The sequence below is a fragment of the Streptomyces sp. NPDC003032 genome, from assembly GCF_053591415.1.
On record NZ_JBSFTT010000042.1, the window covers coordinates 25,850 to 44,318 of the forward strand.

The window sequence follows — 18,469 nt, forward strand, 5'->3', positions numbered from 1 at the left end:
TGGCAAATGGCCCATGGCGTTGTCAGAGGTGTCGCGTAAGGTCGAAACCAGTGGGGCCCATACCGATGGGACCTCAGCATCCAACCGCCGGGGAGGGGGCCGCAGTGCTCATCGACACATTTGGCCGCGTAGCCACTGACCTGCGCGTATCACTGACCGACCGCTGCAATCTGCGCTGCACGTACTGCATGCCGGAGGAAGGCCTGCAGTGGCTGGCCAAGCCCGATCTGCTCACCGACGACGAAATAGTCCGCCTCGTGCGGATCGCCGTCACCCAGCTCGGGATCACCGAAGTGCGCTTCACCGGCGGCGAGCCCCTCCTGCGCCCCGGCCTCGTCGGCATCGTCGAGCGCTGCGCCCAGCTGGAGCCCCGCCCCAAGATGTCCCTGACGACCAACGGCATCGGCCTCAAGCGCACCGCCAAGGCCCTCAAGGCCGCCGGCCTCGACCGGGTCAACGTCTCCTTGGACACACTGCGCCCCGACGTCTTCAAGACGCTCACCCGCCGCGACCGCCACAAGGACGTCCTCGAAGGCCTCGAAGCGGCACGCGACGCGGGCCTCACCCCGGTCAAGGTCAACACCGTCCTGATGCCGGGCCTGAACGACGACGAGGCCCCCGACCTCCTCGCCTGGGCCGTCGAGAACGACTACGAACTGCGCTTCATCGAGCAGATGCCCCTCGACGCCCAGCACGGCTGGAAGCGCGACGGCATGATCACCGCGGGCGACATCCTGCAGTCCCTGCGCACCCGCTTCGAACTCACCGAAGAGGGCTCCGGGGAGCGCGGCTCCGCGCCCGCCGAGCGCTGGCTCGTCGACGGCGGCCCGCACCGCGTCGGCGTCATCGCCTCGGTGACCCGCCCCTTCTGCTCGGCCTGCGACCGTACGAGGCTGACGGCCGACGGCCAGGTCCGCACCTGCCTCTTCGCCACCGAGGAGACCGACCTGCGCGCAGCGCTGCGGGCGGCCCCCGAGGACAGCACGGACGGCTCCGACGGCCCGGACGGCTCGGACGAGGCCATCGCCCGCATATGGAAGCTGGCCATGTGGGGCAAGAAGGCGGGCTCGGGCCTCGACGACCCCTCGTTCCTCCAGCCGGAGCGCCCGATGTCGGCGATCGGCGGCTAGCCCTCCCGGGCCGCCCACTCCGCCAGGGGCACGACTTCCTTCAACATGCCCCGCACGCCCAGGAATTGGGAGAGGTGCTCGCGGTGCTCCTCGCACGCGAGCCACGTCTTGCGCCGCTCCGGCGTATGGATCTTCGGATTGTTCCAGGCGAGCACCCAGACCGCGTCGACGCGGCAGCCCTTGGCGGAACAGATCGGCGTTTCGTCACTCACAGTCGCGTCCCTGAACGTTCCGAACAAGGCGACGCCGAGCAGCCACGGGGGGAGCTGCCCGGCGTCGGTCTGTCGCTCCGACGGGGGATGCGGAGCGCGTACGAAGTATGTCACGCGGGACCCGGTGACTGGCACCGGAACTACATGTTGATCTGAGCTTTTCTTGAGCTTGGCGGAACGTCGACGGTCAGCTCTGCCCGCGTGAACTGCCGCGCCGCTGGTCGTACGCGGCGCCCAGGGGATCTTCCGGGACGGATTCCGCGGGACCGGCCGCGGCGGGCGGCGCGAGCATTGGCCGAGAAGGAGCGGGTACGAACGTCGACGGAAGCGAAGGGTTGCCCTCGCGGCCCGCGTTGGCGATCACCACGGAGATGTAGGGGAGGAGGACGCCGAGCACCAGAGCGACGATGGCGACGTGCCGCTCGACGTTCCACAGCACGGCCGCGGCGACGACGGAGACGGTCCGGACCGACATGGAGATCACATACCGGCGCTGCCGGCCGCGCACGTCTTCCGCGAGTCCCTGACGGGCGCCCGTGATCCGGAAGACCTGGCCATCGCTCTGCTTCCGCATCACGTTCCACCACCCTGTCCGCTGTGCCGGACTCTCCCCGGTATCTGCCCCGGTCCGGCCCTTCCACGTTACGCCTGGCCTGCGCAGCCCACGAGACCGGGGCGGGCCTCACCTCGGCGTGGTCCCTGCGTCCGGCCACGTATGGAGGCGCCCGACATGCGCCGTACGGCGCACACGCCGACACTGGCGGTAATGCTCACGTAGAGCCGTACAAGGAGGCAGCTATGGGCTGGTTGTGGGCGATCATCGTGGGATTCGTGCTGGGGCTGATTGCCAAGGCGATCCTGCCGGGTAAGCAGCACAGTCCGCTCTGGCTCACCACGGTGTTCGGCATCATCGGAGCCGTCCTGGGCAACTGGCTCGCGACGCAGTTCGGCATCAACGAGACCAAGGGCATCGACTGGGGCCGCCACGCCCTGCAACTGGCCGCGGCGGTCGTGGTCGTCGGCCTGGGCGACGCGGCGTACAAGATGATCAAGGGTAATAGACGCACGGCCTGAGCCGCACACCCCATGACGAAGGCCCGGCGCCCCACGCGGGGAGCCGGGCCATCGCCGTGCGCGCGGCGACGCGCGCTCAGCAGGATCGGCAGGGCCGCAGGATCAGCCCGCCGTGACCTCGACCGCCGCCAGGTTCTTCTTGCCTCGGCGCAGCACCAGCCACCGCCCGTGCAGCAGCTCCTCACGAGCGGGCACGGCGTCCTCGGCGGCGACCTTGACGTTGTTCACGTAGGCACCGCCCTCCTTGACCGTCCGCCGCGCGGCCGACTTGCTCGCCACCAGGCCGACCTCGGCGAGCAGGTCCACGACCGGACCGAGTTCGGCGACCGCGACGCGCGGCAGCTCCGAGAGGGCCGCCACCAGCGTCGCCTCGTCGAGATCGGCCAGCTCGCCCTGGCCGAAGAGCGCCTTGGACGCGGCGATGACCGCGGCGCACTGGTCCGCGCCGTGCACCAGCGTCGTCAGTTCCTCGGCGAGCGCGCGCTGGGCGGCGCGCGCCTGCGGACGCTCCTCGGTCTGCTTCTCGATCTCCTCCAGCTCCTCGCGGGACTTGAAGGAGAGGATCCGCATGTACGTCGAGATGTCCCGGTCGTCCACGTTCAGCCAGAACTGGTAGAACGCGTACGGCGTCGTCATCGCCGGGTCGAGCCAGACGGCGCCGCTCTCGGACTTGCCGAACTTGGTGCCGTCCGCCTTGACCATCAGCGGCGTCGCGAGCGCGTGCACGCTCGCGTCCGGCTCCAGGCGGTGGATCAGGTCGATGCCGGCCGTGAGGTTGCCCCACTGGTCGCTGCCGCCCTGCTGGAGCGTGCAGCCGTAGCGGCGGTACAGCTCCAGGAAGTCCATGCCCTGCAGGAGCTGGTAGCTGAACTCCGTGTACGAGATGCCCTCCTGCGACTCCAGACGCCGGGCGACGGAGTCCTTCGTAAGCATCTTGTTCACACGGAAGTGCTTGCCGATGTCGCGCAGGAACTCGATCGCGGACAGACCCGCGGTCCAGTCGAGGTTGTTGACCATCACCGCGGCGTTGTCGCCCTCGAAGGAGAGGAACGGCTCGATCTGCGAGCGCAGCCGCGCCACCCAGTTCGCGACGGTCTCCGGGTCGTTCAGGGTGCGCTCGGCGGTCGGCCGCGGGTCACCGATCTGACCGGTGGCGCCGCCCACCAGGGCCAGCGGGCGGTGCCCCGCCTGCTGGAGCCGGCGGACGGTGAGGACCTGCACGAGGTGCCCGACGTGCAGGCTCGCCGCGGTGGGGTCGAAGCCGCAATAGAACGTGACGGGACCGTCCGCGAGCGCCTTGCGCAGTGCGTCTTCATCGGTGGACAGGGAGAAGAGTCCCCGCCACTTCAGCTCGTCGACGATGTCCGTCACGGTCTCGCGTCTCCTCGGCAGTGCTTACAGGGTGCACGTACGTGCAAGGGTCGAGGTTATACGCCCTGGCTGACCGAACTCATATTGAAATCGGGGACGCGCAGCGCGGGCATCGCGGCCCGGGTGAAGTAGTCGCCCCACTCGCGCGGCAGCGTCTTCTCCGTACGGCCCGCCTCCGAGGCCCGGCCGAGCAGGCCGACCGGCGACTCGTTGAAGCGGAAGTTGTTCACCTCGCCCACGACCTCGCCGTTCTCGACGAGGTAGACGCCGTCCCTGGTGAGGCCGGTCAGGAGCAGCGTGGCCGGGTCGACCTCGCGGATGTACCAGAGGCAGGTGAGCAGCAGCCCGCGCCCGGTGGCCGCGACCATCTCGTCCAGGGAGCGGTCGCCGCCCCCGTCGAGGATGAGGTTGTCGATGGCGGGCGTCACCGGCAGCCCGGTCAGGCCCGCGCTGTGCCTGCTGGTGGCCAGGTGCGCCAGCTCGCCGGCGCGGATCCACTCGGTGGCGCTCAGCGGCAGCCCGTTGTCGAAGACGGACGTGTCGTCGCCCGAGGCGTGCGCGAGCACGAACGGCGCCGACTCGAGGCCGGGCTCGTGCGGGTCGCTGCGCAGCGTCAGCGGCAGTTCGGCGAGCCGCTCGCCCAGGCGTGTGGCGCCGCCCGGCTTGGAGAAGACCGTGCGGCCCTCGGCGGCGTCCCGGGCCGAGGAGGACCACAGCTGGTAGATCAGCAGATCCGCCACGGCGGTGGGCGGCAGCAGTGTCTCGTACCGCCCGGCCGGCAGGTCGACGCGCCGCTGGGCCCAGCCGAGGCGCTGCGCGAGTTCCGAGTCGAGCGCCGCGGGGTCGACGTCCTTGAAGTCACGGGTGGCGCGCCCCGCCCACGCCGACTTGGTGCGGTCCGGTGACTTGGCGTTGAGTTCGAGGGTGCCGTTGGGCTGGTCGTGCCGCAGGCGCAGCCCCGTCGACGTACCGAGATAGCTGGATACGAGTTCGTGGTTCGCGAAGCCGTACAGCTCGCGTCCGCCCGCGCGGGCGGACGCGAAGGCCTCGCCGAGGGCGGGTGCGAAGTCGGCGAAGACCGCGGAGGAGGTCTCGGCCGGGGCGTCCGTGAAGTCGGTGGAGGGGGCGGTGCCGGTCACCAGCGGCTGTGCGTCCTCCGCCGGGCCCGCCCCGCGCGCGGCTTCTTCGGCGGCCCTCACCAGCGGCTCCAGGTCGTCCTTGGTGACGGCCGAGCGGGAGACGACACCGGAGGCGGTGCCTTCCTTGCCGTCGACGGTGGCGATGACGGTCAGGGTGCGGCCGCGGGTGACGCCGTTGGTGGTGAGGGCGTTGCCCGCCCAGCGCAGATTCGCCGTGGACTCCTCGTCGGCGATCACCACGCAGCCGTCGGCGGTGGACAGTTCGAGGGCGCGCTCGACGATCTCGTGCGGCTTGGTGTTGCGCGGGCTCATCGACCGGCCTCCTGCGTGGTGTTCAGAATGTTCACGCCCCGGAAGAGGGCGGACGGGCAGCCGTGCGAGACCGCGGCGACCTGGCCCGGCTGGGCCTTGCCGCAGTTGAAGGCACCACCGAGGACGTACGTCTGCGGGCCGCCGACCGCGGCCATCGAGCCCCAGAAGTCGGTGGTCGTCGCCTGGTAGGCGACATCGCGCAGCTGCCCGGCGAGCCGCCCGTTCTCGATCCTGTAGAAGCGCTGCCCGGTGAACTGGAAGTTGTACCTCTGCATGTCGATCGACCACGACCGGTCGCCGACCACGTAGATGCCGCGGTCGACGCCCGCGATCAGATCCTCGGTGGAGAGCCCGCCGGGATCCGGCTGGAGCGACACGTTCGCCATGCGCTGTACCGGCACGTGGCCGGGGGAGTCGGCGTACGCGCAGCCGTTGGACCGCTCGAAGCCGGTGAGCCGCGCGATGCGCCGGTCCAGCTGGTAGCCGACGAGCGTGCCGTCCTTGACCAGGTCCCAGGACTGCGCGGCGACGCCCTCGTCGTCGTAGCCGATGGTGGCGAGCCCGTGTTCGGCGGTCCTGTCGCCCGTCACGTTCATCAGCGGCGAGCCGTAGGCGAGCTTGCCGAGCTGGTCGAAGGTGGCGAACGACGTGCCCGCGTACGCGGCCTCGTAGCCGAGCGCGCGGTCCAGTTCGGTGGCGTGGCCGATGGACTCGTGGATGGTCAGCCAGAGGTTCGACGGATCGACGACGAGGTCGTACGAGCCCGCCCGCACGCTCGGCGCCCGCATCTTTTCCGCCAATTGCTCGGGGATCCGCGCGAGCTCGCCCTCCCAGTCCCAGCCGGTCCCGGTGAGGTACTCCCAGCCCCGCCCGGCCGGTGGCGCGAGCGTGCGCATCGAGTCGAACTCACCGCTCGACTCGTCGACGGCGACCGCGGTGAGCTGAGGGTGCAGCCGCACGCGCTGCTGCGTGGTCACCGTGCCCGCCGTGTCCGCGTAGAACTTGTTCTCGTGCACGGTGAGCAGCGAGGCGTCGACATGCGCGACCCCCTCGGCGGCGAGCAGCCGAGCGCTCCAGTCGGCGAGCAGCCCCGCCTTCTCCTCGTCGGGCACCGAGAAGGGGTCGATCCCGTACGAGGAGACCCATGTCCGGTCGGCGTGCACGGGCTCGTCCGCCAGCTCGACGCGCTCGTCCGACCCGGCCGCCGCGATCACCCGCGCCGACAGCTTCGCCATGGCCACGGCCTGCGAGGCGACCTTCGCCGCCGCGTCCATACTCAGGTCGACACCCGAGGCGAACCCCCAGGTACCGCCGTGCACCACACGGACCGCGTACCCCAGATCCGTGGTGTCCGAGGACCCGGACGGCTTGGCGTCGCGCAGCCGCCAGGACGCGTTGCGCACCCGCTCCAGGCGGAAGTCCGCGTGGTCGGCGCCGAGCGCCCGCGCGCGGGCGAGCGCGGCGTCGGCGAGAGCCCGCAGCGGCAACGCCGTGAAGGCTTCATCGATGGAATGAGGCACGGATGTCTCCCTGCTGTCGGCACCGGTCAGGTCCGATCATGTCGCGCGCGGTGGCCCCGCGGCCAGACCTTTCTGTAGGGATCCAACAGGGAGTCCTCTGCGCCACTGTCGGTCGCCGATTCTCCGTATCGCGGAAGGTACCGATAGGTTTTCGACGTACCAGACCGCTATCGAAAGGGTGATCCGTTGAGCCGCTCGGTTCTCGTCACCGGAGGAAACCGGGGCATCGGCCTCGCCATCGCCCGCGCCTTCGCCGACGCCGGTGACAAGGTCGCGATCACCTACCGCTCGGGTGAGCCGCCGCAGGTCCTCACCGACGCCGGGGTCCTCGCCGTCAAGTGCGACATCACCGACGCCGAACAGGTGGAGCAGGCCTACAAGGAGATCGAGGAGAAGCACGGGAACGTCGAGGTCCTGGTCGCCAACGCCGGCATCACCAAGGACCAGCTCCTGATGCGCATGTCCGAGGAGGACTTCACGTCCGTCCTCGACACCAACCTCACCGGCACCTTCCGCGTCGTCAAGCGCGCGAACCGCGGCATGCTGCGGGCCAGGAAGGGCCGCGTCGTCCTGATCTCCTCGGTCGTGGGCCTGATGGGCGGCCCGGGGCAGGCCAACTACGCCGCGTCCAAGGCCGGTCTGGTCGGCTTCGCGCGCTCGCTCGCCCGCGAGCTCGGGTCGCGCAATCTCACCTTCAACGTCGTCGCGCCCGGTTTTGTCGACACCGACATGACCAAGGTGCTGACGGACGAGCAGCGCGCGGGCATCGTCGCCCAGGTGCCGCTCGGCCGTTACGCGCGGCCCGAGGAGATCGCCGCCGCGGTGAGGTTCCTCGCGTCCGACGACGCCTCGTACATCACTGGAGCCGTCATCCCCGTTGACGGCGGATTGGGCATGGGTCACTGATCACATGAGCGGAATTCTCGACGGCAAGCGCATCCTCATCACGGGTGTGCTGCTGGAGTCCTCCATCGCCTTCCACGCGGCCAAGGTCGCCCAGGAGCAGGGCGCCGAGGTCATCCTGACCGCCTTCCCCCGGCCCACCCTCACCGAGCGCATCGCCAAGAAGCTCCCCAAGCCCGCCAAGGTCATCGAGCTGGACGTGACCAACGACGAGCACCTGGACCGCCTCGAAGGCCTCGTCCGCGAGGAGCTCGGCGGACTGGACGGCGTCGTCCACTCCATCGGCTTCGCCCCGCAGGGTGCCTTCAACTTCCTGGAGGCCACCTTCGAGGACGTCTCCACGGCGATGCACGTCTCCGCGTACTCCCTGAAGTCGCTCACGATGGCCTGCCGCCCCCTGTTCGGCGACAGCGCCTCGGTCGTCGGCCTCACCTTCGACGCGCAGTACGCCTGGCCGAAGTACGACTGGATGGGCCCGGCCAAGGCCGCCCTGGAGGCCACAAGCCGCTACCTCGCCCGCGACCTGGGCAAGGAGAACATCCGCTGCAACCTCATCTCCGCGGGCCCGCTCGGCTCCATGGCGGCCAAGTCCATTCCGGGCTTCGCCGACCTCGCGGACGTCTGGAACACCCGCTCCCCGCTGAGCTGGGACATGGCCGACCCCGAGCCCGCGGGCCGCGGCATCGTCGCCCTGCTCTCGGACTTCTTCCCGAAGACCACCGGCGAGATCATCCACGTCGACGGCGGCGTCCACATGGTCGGAGCCTGACCGGGATGAAGAGCGCCTGACCAGGCATCTCGTACGTAGGTGACGCCCCGTCCCCCGCTCCGTGCGGCAGGCGGGGCGTCACCCGTTCGGCCCACCGGCCGGGCGGTGGGGGGCCGGTGCCGCGCACCCTGAAGTGTGCGTCTTACCGGTGCGGTGCTCACCGCTCTCGCCCTGCTGGTCGCCGTGCCTCCCGGTGCCGCGTCCCTGGGCGAGGCCGATCCGGACCACCGCCACGCGCGCGTGGGGACGCCAAAGCCCCGGCCCTTCGGCTCGGAGTGCCGCACCGGGGTCGCCGGCTCCGGCGTCATCGCGTACTGCCACAACCCTTACCCCGAGACCGACCGGGTCCGCCTGCACGTGGAGTGCGACCGGTGGTGGGACATCGACGTCGACAGCGCGCCGGTCGAGGCGGGGCCCGCCCAGACGGTGCGCCTGACCGGGCGGTGCTGGAAAGAGGTCCGCTCGGCCTGGGTCAGCCACCAGAAGTGACCGGACGGCACAGGAACGGGTAGCCCGCCGCCTCGGTCGCGGCCGCCTCCGCGTCCCGCGCGCGGATCGCGTCGACGAGCCGGGCGTGGTCCATGTGCGTCTCGGGGGTCAGCTCCGTGCCGATGTCCTCGCGCAGCCAGTCGCGCAGGACCTCGCCCAGGTCCGCGTAGAGGGCCGTCATGACGTCGTTGTGCGACGCGGCGACGACGGCCATGTGGAACGTCGCGTCCGCCGTCACGAAGGCCTCCGCGTCCCCCGACGCCCAGATCTCCTCGCGGCGCGCGAGGAGGGCGTCGAGCTGCTTGAGGTCGCGTTCGGTGCGGCGCTCGGCGGCGAGCCTCGCGGCGCTCGACTCCAGGGTGCTGCGCAGCTCGGCGATGTGCCGCGGGTCGGCGTCGGCGAACCTGCGGTGCATGACGCCCGCCAGCTCACTGGTCGCGGCCACGTAGGTGCCCGAGCCCTGCCGGATGTCGAGCAGGCCGTTGTGCGCGAGGGCGCGCACGGCCTCCCTGACGGTGTTCCTGGCCACGCCCAGCTGCTCGACCAGCTCCGGCTCGGTGGGGATGCGGGAGCCGACCGGCCACTCGCCCGAGGAGATCTGATTGCGCAGCTCGGAGATGACCTGGTCGGAGAGAGCCGAACGGCGAGGGGAGGTCAGCGGCATGACGTTCCTTCGTGTGGATTGGACAGCCATTCGTGTGGATTGGACATCCAATCATCCCATGATTCTATGATGGCTCCATGGCCAGTGAGGAAACCAGCACGATGACCCCGACAGCAACGACACCGCCCACGCGTACCGACACGGCGCGGAAACAACCCCCCACGCGCGCGTGGGCGACGCGTCTTGTCATCGTCGGCATCGTCCTCGCGGCCCTCAACCTCCGCCCGGCCATCACCAGCCTCGGCTCCCTCCTCGAAGAGGTGCGCGACGGCCTCGGCATGAGCGGCACCCTCGCCGGACTGCTCACCTCCGTACCGCCCCTGTGCTTCGCGGTCTTCGGCGTGATGGCGCCCCGGTTCGCCCGGCGCTTCGGCCCGAGCGCGGTGGTCTGCGTCGGCATGGTGGCGATCGCCACGGGCCTTGCGATACGCCCCTTCCTCGGCGGCACGGCCGGCTTCCTCGCCGCCACCGCCCTCGCCCTCATGGGCATCGCGGTCAGCAACGTCCTGATGCCGGTCATCGTCAAGCGCTGGTTCCCCGACCGGGTCGGCTCCATGACCGGCCTGTACTCCATGGCGCTCGCGCTCGGCACCGCCCTCGCCGCCGCCCTCACGGTCCCCATGACCGACGCGCTCGGCGGGCGCTGGCAGACCGGGCTCGCCGTCTGGGCGGTCCTCGCCGTCGTCGCCATCGTGCCGTGGATCCCGCTCGTCCGTGACCGGAGCGCGGCCTCCGCCGCACCGGAGCACGTCAGCACCACCGTGCGGCAGGAGGACGCCGGGCTGCGCATCACCCACAGCCGCACCGCCTGGGCGCTCGCCGTCTTCTTCGGGCTCCAGGCCACGGCCGCGTACATCACGATGGGCTGGATGCCGCAGATCTTCCGTGACGCGGGCGTCCCCGCGGGTGAGGCGGGCGTGCTGCTCGCCGTGACGATGGCCATGGGCGTGCCGCTGGCGTTCGTCATCCCCAGGGTCGCCACGCGCCTGACCAACCAGGGCCCCGTCGTGGTCGTCCTCGGCGCCTGCGGCCTCGCCGGGTACGCGGGTCTCTACCTCGCGCCCGCGGGCGGCGCCTGGGTCTGGGCGCTGCTGCTCGGCGTCTCCAACTGCGCCTTCCCGCTCGCCCTCACGATGGTCGGCATGCGGGCCAAGAGCAGCGTGGGCGTGGCCAAGCTGTCCGCCTTCGCGCAGAGCACCGGCTACCTGATCTCGATCCCCGGGCCGCTTCTGGTGGGCGTCCTCTACCAGCACAGCGGCGGCTGGGGCCTGCCGATCGCGCTGATGGCGGGGCTGATGGTGCCGCAGATCGTCGTCGGCACCCTCGCGGGCCGCAACCGCACGGTCGAGGACGAAGTGGCGGCCAGGGCGGCCTGACGCCACCGGCGGGGGCGCTGGCCGGCTCGACCCCACCGGCGGGGGTGCGGGCCGGTTCGACCCCACCGGCGGGGGTGCGGGTCCGGGGTGCGAGACTGGCGGTATGCCCGTCCTCGACCCGAACCCCCAGAACGGCCAGAAGAAGCTGCTCATCGTGCTCGGCGCGATGCTGGCCATCACCGTGATCATCGGCATCGTCGCCTCCATCGTCTCCCCGTGATCCGACCCGATGGTGGGGCTAGCACCCCCATCCCCTAGGGGGTCAGTGTCAGGGTCAAGTGGGTGGATCACCGGATGGGCCCAAGGGCCGCCGATCGCCTAGTTTCGAGTTGTGCCCGCGACGACGCGGCACGGACCACTCGAAGACCACGGAGGCGGCATGTCGGCCCGCACGCACACCCGGCGCGACCCCGCGGAGTCGGGCAGCGTCGAGATCCAGCTCCCCTGGTGGGCCATCGCCCTGCCCGCCGTCGCCTTCGCGGCCCTGCTCCTGCTGATCCTGAACCCCGCGGACGCCCACGCCGCGACCAGCGAGCCCGTCGTCACCAACCTCCTCGAGCGCATACAGGCGATGGTCCTGCGAGCGGCCCCGTGACCACCGCCCCGCCGGAGCCGTCACCCGCCCAGGGCCACCGCGTCAACTACCTGCGCCCTGTGGCGCGTTTCATGCGAAGCTGGGATGCATGAGCGTCGCAGAACCCCGCAGGATTGTCCTCTTCCGGCATGCGAAGGCCGACTGGCCGCAGATCTCCGACCACGAACGGCCGCTCGCCGACCGAGGCCGCAGGGACGCCCCCGTCGCCGGACGCAAGCTGGCCGACAGCGGCATCCCCTTCGACCTGGCCCTCTGCTCGACCGCGGTCCGGACCCGCGAGACCTGGAAGCTCGCCGTCCAGGAGCTGCCGCAGCGGCCGAAGACCGTCTACGAGGAGCGGTTGTACGAAGCCTCTCCCGGCGAGCTGATCGCCGTGCTCAACGAAGTCCCGGACGACGTGCAGAACGTCCTCCTGATCGGCCACAACCCCGGAGTGCAGGGTCTGACCGACATCCTCGCCGGGGACGCCGAGGGCGACGCCCGGGAGCGGCTGACCCGCCGAGGCTTCCCGACCGCGACCTTCTCCGTCCTGACGTACTCCGGTTCCTGGAAGGCGCTCGAACCGGGCGTGGCCACCCTCGTCGGCTACTGGGCGCCGTCCGAGTAGACCTCGCGTCCCCCTCCGTCCCTCCTTCGTCGGTACGTCGATGGGGCCCCACACCACTGTGGTGCGGGGCCCCATCGACGTACCGACGTACCGACGTATGCGAGAGACGTATACGAGAGGAGTGGGTGCGGCGCGGCCGTCAGTCGGTGTGGGTGTCCGCCGCCTCGACCTCTTCGCGGGTGATACCGAGGAGATAGAGGACGGTGTCCAGGAAGGGCACGTTCACCGCGGTGTGCGCGGCCTCGCGGACCACGGGCTTGGCGTTGAAGGCGACACCGAGCCCCGCCGCGTTCAGCATGTCGAGGTCGTTCGCGCCGTCTCCGATCGCGACGGTCTGCTCCAGCGGGACCCCGGCCTCCATGGCGAAACGGCGCAGCAGCCGCGCCTTGCCCGCCCGGTCGACGATCTCGCCGGTCACCTTGCCGGTGAGCTTGCCGTCGACGATCTCCAAGGTGTTGGCCTGGGCGAAGTCGAGGCCGAGACGTTCCTTCAGATCATCGGTGACCTGGGTGAAACCACCCGAGACGACGCCCACTTGATAGCCGAGGCGCTTGAGGGTGCGGATGAGGGTGCGGGCGCCCGGGGTCAGCCGGACCTCGCAGCGGACCTTGTCCACGACCGAGGCGTCGAGGCCCGCGAGCAGCGCCACGCGCGCGTGCAGCGACTGCTCGAAGTCCAGCTCGCCGCGCATCGCCGCCGCCGTCACCTCGGCGACCTCGTCCTCGCAACCGGCGTGCGCGGCGAAGAGCTCGATGACCTCGTCCTGGATGAGCGTCGAGTCGACGTCCATCACGACCAGGCGCTGCGCGCGGCGGTGCAGGCCGGCCGCGACCACCGCGACGTCCACGCCCTGCTTCGCGGCCTCTATGGCGAGGGCGGTGCGCAGCGGCTCGGTCTCGGTGCCGGACACCGCGAACTCGACGGCGGTCACCGGGTACTTGGCGAGCCGGAAGATACGGTCGATGTTGCCACCGGTCCCGGTGATGCTGGCGGCGATCGCGGCCGTCGACTCCGAGGTCAGAGGGTGGCCGAGCACGGTCACGAGCGAACGCCCGAGGCCGCGAGGCCGGTTGTCTCCGATGCCCGAGATGATCTCGGCCTGCATCTTCATGGACTCCGCCCAGCTGTGGACGGTGGCGCGCAGGTCACCCTCCAGGCCGGCGGGCGGCTCGGTCACGAGCGCGCACAGGACTATCCGGCCGCGGGTGACGACCTGCTCGATGTCGACGACGTCGACGGAGTAGGCGGCGAGGGTGTCGAAGAGGCCGGCGGTGAGGCCGGGGCGGTCCTTGCCGAAGATCTTGACGAGGAGTGTGGGGATTTCGGCGGGCTTAGGGGGCTGTGAAGCGCTCATGGTGCTCCCTACGGTATCCGCCCCCTTCTTTTGGGTGCCTGGTGGTCCGCTTGCCGGACATCGGTTGTTGTTCGGTTGTTGTTCGTGCCGCCGCTTCGCGGCGATGCTCTCCCACCCAGCCGCCCGTTTGCCCCGCGTTGCAGGGGCCAGGTAGGGGCCCAAGGCTCACACGCGACGTACCTCAGCGTGGCCTTCGGGGCGGGGTCTCCGGAGGTGGTGGGGGAGGTGGCGGTGGGGGAGGCCAGTCGCCCGAGCGGGGGCGGGGGCGGTTTGGCCGGGGGCGGGGTGGTGGGACGAGTGGCGCCGCCACCGTCGGCGCGCCGGAGGCGTCGGAGGCGTCCCGCGGGGGTCGCAGATAAGGGTTGGTGTCAGGGTTCGGCGGACGGTGCGGCGTGCCGGGACGGTACGGGCCCGCCCCTTCCCGCGCGGCGGCGGGGGCCACCTCACCCGGAGCCGTCGCCCCGGCCCCGGCCCCGACGCCGGCCCCGGCCCCGACACCCGGAGCCGTCGCCCCGACGTCGGCCCCGGCCAGGGCGAGAGGCGAAGCCCTCCCGCCCGCCGCCCCTGTGGCACACGCGAGCAGCGCCCCCGCCAGTCCCGCCGCGAACCCCCACGCCGCCCCGAGCAGCACCGCCATCCCCAGGCGTCCGTGCAGCTCGACCCCCGCGCCGAACGCGTCGAAGCCGAGTACCGACAGCGAGGCGTCGGCGGACACCCCGGTCAGCCACACCAGCAGCGGAAGCCCCGCCGCGGTCACGGCCCCGAGCCGCACCCCGCAGCGCCCGGCGAACCCCACAGCGCCGCCGGCCAAGGGCGTCCGCACCGCTGCGAGCACCCCCGCGAACAGCATCATCAGCACCGCGGCGACGCCCAACAGCCACACTCTGCCGTCGAGTTCGGCGAGCCGCCCCAGCGTGAGCGCCTTGTCGGACGTCCCGGACAGCAGATCGTCCACCGGATCCGGCAGGAACCGCGCGAGCACGCCCGTCGCCCTGCCGTCCCAGGGGACGAAGAGCCCCACGGGGATACCGAGCCACACACCGTTCGGCGCCCCGAGCAGCGCAGCTCCGGCGATCCGTCGGGGATGGGCGTCGCCGATCATCGCGTACGCCGCAGCGGCGAGCCCCGCGGCGACCGCCACCAAGACCACCGTGACCAGCGCGGAAGCCGCGGGCCGCACCACCCGGTGCAGACCACCGAGGCCACGCGGCAGCGGTGTGCGGCGCGACGCGAGCAGCGCGATGAGCAGGACGCCGGCCGCCCACGCCGTCCCGCCGAGCAGCGTCGGCGCCGTGTCGACGGTGAAGCCGACCGAGGCCTTCGCCTGCGCCAGATCCCCGAGCCGGTCGGGGAGCAGCCCCCCGATGTCCCCGAGGCCCCCCGGCAGCTTGTCGCCGATGCCGCCGGGCAGCTGGTCGAGCCCGTCCTCGATCCCCTTGTCGATTCCCTTGTCGATGCCGAGCTGCTCGCCGTCGATCGTGATGACGTCGTGGCCCACCCAGGCGAGCCCGGCGAGCATCGCCAGGAAGAGGGCGATCACCGAGCCCGCGCGCGCGATGAGTTCGGCGGGCGTGACGACCACACCGATCCCCCGCAGGGAACGCAGGAAGAAAGAGGCGAGGAGCAGCGCCCCCACCAGACCCACGCCGAGTGGCGCGATATCGATCGCCGTGGTCGCCTCGGCCTCGTCCAGGCCGAACGCCGACACGTCACCGGACGGAGTGACCGAACCTCCCGCGCCGAGCGCCACCGTCGCGGCCGTCATCGGTCCGAGCGCGCCCACCGAGTCCGCGCCGAGCAGATGCAGCCCGAGCGCGGCCGTCCCCGCCATGCCGATCAGTGACCAGCTCACCGCGGCGATCGCGCAGAGCAGTACGTCACCCCACCGCACGCCGCGGCCTTCACCTCTGTCTTCGCCGGCCTGCATCAGGACCCCCGAACCGCAGTGCGTCACCCTCTCACCACGGTGCTCACGTTTCACGCGATACATACGTTTTCACATATGTCCTGCGCGTAATGGCCGTGATGGGTGCTTACTACTCTCCGGGGCGGTTTCTTCCCCGTCAACGGGGCAACCATGGGGGCCCGTACGCACTCTTCACAAGGCCCGACTTTCGGTCAGACGCCTCAGCCTGAAATAGTTCCTCCCGATGTTCGACATCCCTAGACTCCCCACATGGGGGCTAGCTCGGGGGACAACTCAGTGGGGCATGGAGTGCCGGAACTCGTACTGGAATTGAATGGAAGGACCTGGACGCTCGATCCGTCCAGGCCATACACCCTCGGACGTGATCCTCAGGGAGACATAGCGCTCGACGACGCCAGGGTGTCCTGGCGTCACGCCACGATCAGCTGGAGCGGGCGCAGTTGGGTCATTGAGGACCACGGCAGTACCAACGGCACCTTCGTACAGGGCCAGCGGATCCACCAGATGGAGATCGGCCCCGGTTCGGCCGTGCACCTCGGCAACGCGACCGACGGTCCGCGGCTGAACCTGTCCGGCAGCGCCGCGGCCGCGGCCGTGTCCGCGCCCCAGCAGCAGGCCGCATCTCAGCAGCAGCATGCCCAGCAGCCGCAGGCCCGGCAGGAGGGTCCCGGCTGGGCCGCGCAGGCCGCTCAGCAGCAGGCCCCGCACCAGCAGGCACCCCAGCAGCAGGTCCCGTACCAGCCGCAGCAGCAGGGCTGGCAGCAGCAGCACCAAGCCCAGCCCCAACAGCATCAGCCCCAACAGCATCAGCCGCCGCAGCAAGCACACGTGCCGCAGCAGCAGAGCGGCCCTGCCGAGCAGTACGCGCAGAAGACCCCCGGTTCCGGCGGCGCCGCGGGGGCCCCGCCGGTCTACGGCGACCGCAGCCCGACGACGTTCCACCAGCTCGCACTCGGCCGCAAGATGCGGATCGGTCGCGCCCTGGAGAACGAGCTGGTCGTCTCCGACCTGCAGGTCTCGCGCCACCACGCCGAGTTCACGGCGACGCCCGACGGCCGCTTCGAGATCCACGACCTCGGGTCGCACAACGGCACGTACGTCAACGGCCAGCCGATCGCGAAGTCCTCGACCGTCCTGATCGGCCCGAACGACATCGTCGGCGTCGGCCACTCGACCTTCCGCCTCGTCGGCGGACAGCTAGAGGAGTTCGTCGACACCGGTGACGTCTCCTTCTCGGCCCGCCACCTCACGGTCACGGTCGACGGCGGCAAGCAGATCCTCAAGGACGTCTCCTTCGGCGTCCCGGAGAAGTCGCTCATCGCGGTGATCGGACCCTCCGGTTCCGGCAAGTCCACCCTGCTCAAGGCGCTCACTGGCTACCGGCCCGCCAACCAGGGCGACGTCCTCTACGACAACCGGAACCTCTACAAGCAGTTCGCCGAGCTGCGCCAGCGCATCGGTCTGGTCCCGCAGGACGACATCCTGCACAAGGAACTGACCGTCAAGAAGGCCCTCAAGTACGCGGCCAAGCTGCGCTTCCCGGCCGACACCACGGAGGCCGAGCGCGAGTCCCGCATCGACGAGGTGCTGCGCGAGCTCAAGCTGGACATCCACAAGGAGAAGAAGGTCACCTCCCTCTCCGGTGGCCAGCGCAAGCGCGTGTCGGTCGCCCTGGAGCTGCTCACCAAGCCCTCGCTGATCTTCCTGGACGAGCCGACCTCCGGTCTCGACCCGGGCATGGACCGCGATGTCATGCAGCTCCTGCGCGGCCTCGCCGACGACGGCCGCACGGTCCTCGTCGTTACCCACTCCGTCGCCGAGCTTGCGATCTGCGACAAGCTCCTCGTCATGGCGCCGGGCGGCTCGGTGGCGTACTTCGGCCCGCCGGAGGAAGCCCTCAACTTCTTCGGCTACAGCACCTGGGCCGACGTGTTCTCCGCCTTCGAGAACTACCGCGACTACGACTGGGCGGGCCGCTGGAAGGGCTCGCAGCACTACCAGATGTACGCCGCGGACATCGACGCGGTCGCCGCGCAGTCCGTATCGATGTCGCCCCCGCAGGCGGTGAAGCCGCCCAAGCCGCAGGGCTGGGGCTCGCAGCTGTGGACCCTGATCCGCCGCTACACCTCGGTGATCGCCTCCGACAAGGGCTTCCTGGGCCTGATGGTGATCCTGCCCGCGGTCCTCGGCATCGTCAGCGTCGTCATCCCGGCCGACTTCGGCCTCGGCCCGCCCAAGCCGCCGAACAAGTTCAACGGCGACGCCGGCACGATCATGCTGATCCTCGCGGTCGGCATGTGCTTCTCGGGCGCGGCCAACTCCGTACGTGAGCTGATCAAGGAACGGGTCATCTACGAACGGGAACGGGCCACCGGCCTCTCCCGCTCGGCGTACCTGATGTCCAAGGTCATCGTCCTCGGCGTCATCACGGCCTTCCAGGGCGTCATCATCTGCGCCATCGGCTTCGCCCCGCGCGAGCTGCCGAAGGAAGGCCTGATCATGCCGCCGGCCGCGGAGATCTGCCTGACGATCATCGCGCTCGGCTTCACCTCGATGATGTTCGGCCTGGTCATCTCCTCGCTGGTGAAGACCGCCGAGAAGACCATGCCGCTGCTGGTCATGTTCGCCATCGTCCAGGTCGTCTTCACCGGCGTCCTCTTCCAGGTCTACGGCTCGCCGGGCCTGGAGCAGTTCGCCTGGCTGATGCCGTCGCGCTGGGCCATCGCGGGCGCGGGCTCCACACTGGACCTCGCGCACCTGATGCCGCCGTGGGACACGAAGAACCCCACCGATCTCGACCCCCTGTGGGAGCACTCGGCCGGACAGTGGGGCATGAACCTCACGATCCTGCTAGCGCTCGGCGTCATCTGCGGCTTCGCCGTCGCACGCCTGCTGCGCCGCCACGAGCCGGAGGTCATGCGCAAGTGACCCCGTGCCCCCGGGCACACGAGAAGGGCGGCACCCAGCGCGGGGTGCCGCCCTTCGGCGTCCGTGAACCTCGTCTTCGGCTGAAGAGGTCCGTTGATC

General features: G+C 70.5%; 18 protein-coding genes. 10 read left to right on the plus strand and 8 right to left on the minus strand.

Annotation, left to right across the window (positions count from 1 at the left end; genetic code table 11):
- Positions 1-104 precede the first annotated feature (104 nt).
- Positions 105-1,130: a GTP 3',8-cyclase MoaA gene (moaA, locus tag ACWDZ7_RS36400; protein WP_451803027.1), complete on the plus strand. Its 1,026-nt coding sequence runs from the start codon at positions 105-107 to the stop codon at positions 1,128-1,130.
- Here moaA and ACWDZ7_RS36405 read toward each other — a convergent pair.
- Both ACWDZ7_RS36405 and ACWDZ7_RS36410 read right to left on the minus strand, forming a co-directional pair.
- On the minus strand, positions 1,127-1,342 hold the full coding sequence (locus ACWDZ7_RS36405) for a hypothetical protein (RefSeq protein WP_451803028.1): 216 nt from the start codon (positions 1,340-1,342) through the stop codon (positions 1,127-1,129). The genes moaA and ACWDZ7_RS36405 overlap by 4 nt on opposite strands.
- A gap of 187 nt (positions 1,343-1,529) precedes the next feature.
- A complete protein-coding gene (locus ACWDZ7_RS36410; RefSeq protein WP_451803029.1) occupies positions 1,530-1,916 on the minus strand; it encodes a DUF3099 domain-containing protein in 387 nt (128 codons plus the stop codon).
- A 224-nt stretch (positions 1,917-2,140) separates the two neighbouring features.
- Between ACWDZ7_RS36410 and ACWDZ7_RS36415 the strand changes: the two genes are divergently transcribed.
- On the plus strand, positions 2,141-2,416 hold the full coding sequence (locus ACWDZ7_RS36415) for a GlsB/YeaQ/YmgE family stress response membrane protein (RefSeq protein ID WP_451517449.1): 276 nt from the start codon (positions 2,141-2,143) through the stop codon (positions 2,414-2,416).
- Between the two features lie 102 nt (positions 2,417-2,518).
- Here ACWDZ7_RS36415 and tyrS read toward each other — a convergent pair whose 3' ends face one another.
- From tyrS to ACWDZ7_RS36430, 3 genes are read right to left on the minus strand one after another with little or no spacing between them, the layout of a single operon-like run.
- Positions 2,519-3,787 (minus strand): tyrosine--tRNA ligase, encoded by a 1,269-nt coding sequence (gene tyrS, locus ACWDZ7_RS36420; RefSeq protein ID WP_451803030.1) that lies wholly within the window; start codon positions 3,785-3,787, stop codon positions 2,519-2,521.
- A 56-nt stretch (positions 3,788-3,843) separates the two neighbouring features.
- Positions 3,844-5,238 carry a metallopeptidase TldD-related protein gene (locus ACWDZ7_RS36425; protein ID WP_451803031.1) on the minus strand — a complete coding sequence of 465 codons (1,395 nt, stop codon included), beginning with the start codon at positions 5,236-5,238 and terminating at the stop codon, positions 3,844-3,846.
- Complete coding sequence (locus ACWDZ7_RS36430; protein WP_451803032.1) at positions 5,235-6,758, minus strand: TldD/PmbA family protein; 1,524 nt, start codon at positions 6,756-6,758, stop codon at positions 5,235-5,237. Before ACWDZ7_RS36430 ends, ACWDZ7_RS36425 begins: the two co-directional genes overlap by 4 nt.
- A gap of 186 nt (positions 6,759-6,944) precedes the next feature.
- Between ACWDZ7_RS36430 and fabG the strand changes: the two genes are divergently transcribed.
- From fabG to ACWDZ7_RS36445, 3 genes are all read left to right on the plus strand, one after another.
- Entirely contained in the window at positions 6,945-7,664 is a 720-nt protein-coding gene (fabG, locus tag ACWDZ7_RS36435; RefSeq protein ID WP_451517445.1) for a 3-oxoacyl-[acyl-carrier-protein] reductase, read from the plus strand.
- Positions 7,665-7,668: 4 nt separating this feature from the next.
- The gene (fabI, locus tag ACWDZ7_RS36440) at positions 7,669-8,430 is read left to right on the plus strand and encodes an enoyl-ACP reductase FabI (protein ID WP_451803033.1); all 762 of its coding nucleotides are present in this window, start codon (positions 7,669-7,671) and stop codon (positions 8,428-8,430) included.
- 135 nt (positions 8,431-8,565) lie between these two features.
- Positions 8,566-8,919: a hypothetical protein gene (locus tag ACWDZ7_RS36445; RefSeq protein WP_451803034.1), complete on the plus strand. Its 354-nt coding sequence runs from the start codon at positions 8,566-8,568 to the stop codon at positions 8,917-8,919.
- Here ACWDZ7_RS36445 and ACWDZ7_RS36450 read toward each other — a convergent pair.
- Positions 8,903-9,583, minus strand: coding sequence for a FadR/GntR family transcriptional regulator (locus tag ACWDZ7_RS36450; RefSeq protein ID WP_451803035.1), 681 nt, complete (start codon positions 9,581-9,583; stop codon positions 8,903-8,905). The two genes, ACWDZ7_RS36445 and ACWDZ7_RS36450, sit on opposite strands and share 17 nt — an antisense overlap.
- A gap of 77 nt (positions 9,584-9,660) precedes the next feature.
- On the opposite strand from ACWDZ7_RS36450, the gene ACWDZ7_RS36455 reads away from it, so the two are divergent.
- The 4 genes from ACWDZ7_RS36455 (at position 9,661) to ACWDZ7_RS36470 (ending at position 12,161) form a co-directional block, all read left to right on the plus strand.
- Positions 9,661-10,959: a CynX/NimT family MFS transporter gene (locus ACWDZ7_RS36455; RefSeq protein WP_451803036.1), complete on the plus strand. Its 1,299-nt coding sequence runs from the start codon at positions 9,661-9,663 to the stop codon at positions 10,957-10,959.
- A 103-nt stretch (positions 10,960-11,062) separates the two neighbouring features.
- Entirely contained in the window at positions 11,063-11,179 is a 117-nt protein-coding gene (locus tag ACWDZ7_RS36460) for an SGM_5486 family transporter-associated protein (RefSeq protein WP_451803037.1), read from the plus strand.
- A gap of 159 nt (positions 11,180-11,338) precedes the next feature.
- Entirely contained in the window at positions 11,339-11,554 is a 216-nt protein-coding gene (locus ACWDZ7_RS36465) for a hypothetical protein (protein ID WP_451803038.1), read from the plus strand.
- An 88-nt stretch (positions 11,555-11,642) separates the two neighbouring features.
- Complete coding sequence (locus ACWDZ7_RS36470) at positions 11,643-12,161, plus strand: SixA phosphatase family protein (protein ID WP_451517439.1); 519 nt, start codon at positions 11,643-11,645, stop codon at positions 12,159-12,161.
- A gap of 139 nt (positions 12,162-12,300) precedes the next feature.
- On the opposite strand, the gene serB is transcribed toward ACWDZ7_RS36470, so the two are convergent.
- Positions 12,301-13,515, minus strand: coding sequence for a phosphoserine phosphatase SerB (gene serB, locus ACWDZ7_RS36475; protein WP_451803039.1), 1,215 nt, complete (start codon positions 13,513-13,515; stop codon positions 12,301-12,303).
- A gap of 181 nt (positions 13,516-13,696) precedes the next feature.
- Positions 13,697-15,442, minus strand: coding sequence for a streptophobe family protein (locus ACWDZ7_RS36480; protein WP_451803040.1), 1,746 nt, complete (start codon positions 15,440-15,442; stop codon positions 13,697-13,699).
- Between the two features lie 288 nt (positions 15,443-15,730).
- Between ACWDZ7_RS36480 and ACWDZ7_RS36485 the strand changes: the two genes are divergently transcribed.
- Complete coding sequence (locus ACWDZ7_RS36485) at positions 15,731-18,370, plus strand: FHA domain-containing protein (RefSeq protein ID WP_451803052.1); 2,640 nt, start codon at positions 15,731-15,733, stop codon at positions 18,368-18,370.
- The last annotated feature ends 99 nt before the right edge of the window (positions 18,371-18,469 follow it).

Bases quoted from the DNA above. Each gene is read 5' to 3' on its own strand.
- ACWDZ7_RS36470 (WP_451517439.1), top strand. From the start codon at position 11,643: ATGAGCGTCGCAGAACCCCGCAGGATTGTCCTCTTCCGGCATGCGAAG.
- ACWDZ7_RS36455 (WP_451803036.1), top strand. From the start codon at position 9,661: ATGGCCAGTGAGGAAACCAGCACGATGACCCCGACAGCAACGACACCG.
- ACWDZ7_RS36415 (WP_451517449.1), top strand. From the start codon at position 2,141: ATGGGCTGGTTGTGGGCGATCATCGTGGGATTCGTGCTGGGGCTGATT.
- ACWDZ7_RS36425 (WP_451803031.1), bottom strand. From the start codon at position 5,238: ATGAGCCCGCGCAACACCAAGCCGCACGAGATCGTCGAGCGCGCCCTC.
- ACWDZ7_RS36450 (WP_451803035.1), bottom strand. From the start codon at position 9,583: ATGCCGCTGACCTCCCCTCGCCGTTCGGCTCTCTCCGACCAGGTCATC.
- serB (WP_451803039.1), bottom strand. From the start codon at position 13,515: ATGAGCGCTTCACAGCCCCCTAAGCCCGCCGAAATCCCCACACTCCTC.
- ACWDZ7_RS36410 (WP_451803029.1), bottom strand. From the start codon at position 1,916: ATGCGGAAGCAGAGCGATGGCCAGGTCTTCCGGATCACGGGCGCCCGT.
- fabI (WP_451803033.1), top strand. From the start codon at position 7,669: ATGAGCGGAATTCTCGACGGCAAGCGCATCCTCATCACGGGTGTGCTG.
- ACWDZ7_RS36460 (WP_451803037.1), top strand. From the start codon at position 11,063: ATGCCCGTCCTCGACCCGAACCCCCAGAACGGCCAGAAGAAGCTGCTC.
- ACWDZ7_RS36480 (WP_451803040.1), bottom strand. From the start codon at position 15,442: ATGCAGGCCGGCGAAGACAGAGGTGAAGGCCGCGGCGTGCGGTGGGGT.
- ACWDZ7_RS36465 (WP_451803038.1), top strand. From the start codon at position 11,339: ATGTCGGCCCGCACGCACACCCGGCGCGACCCCGCGGAGTCGGGCAGC.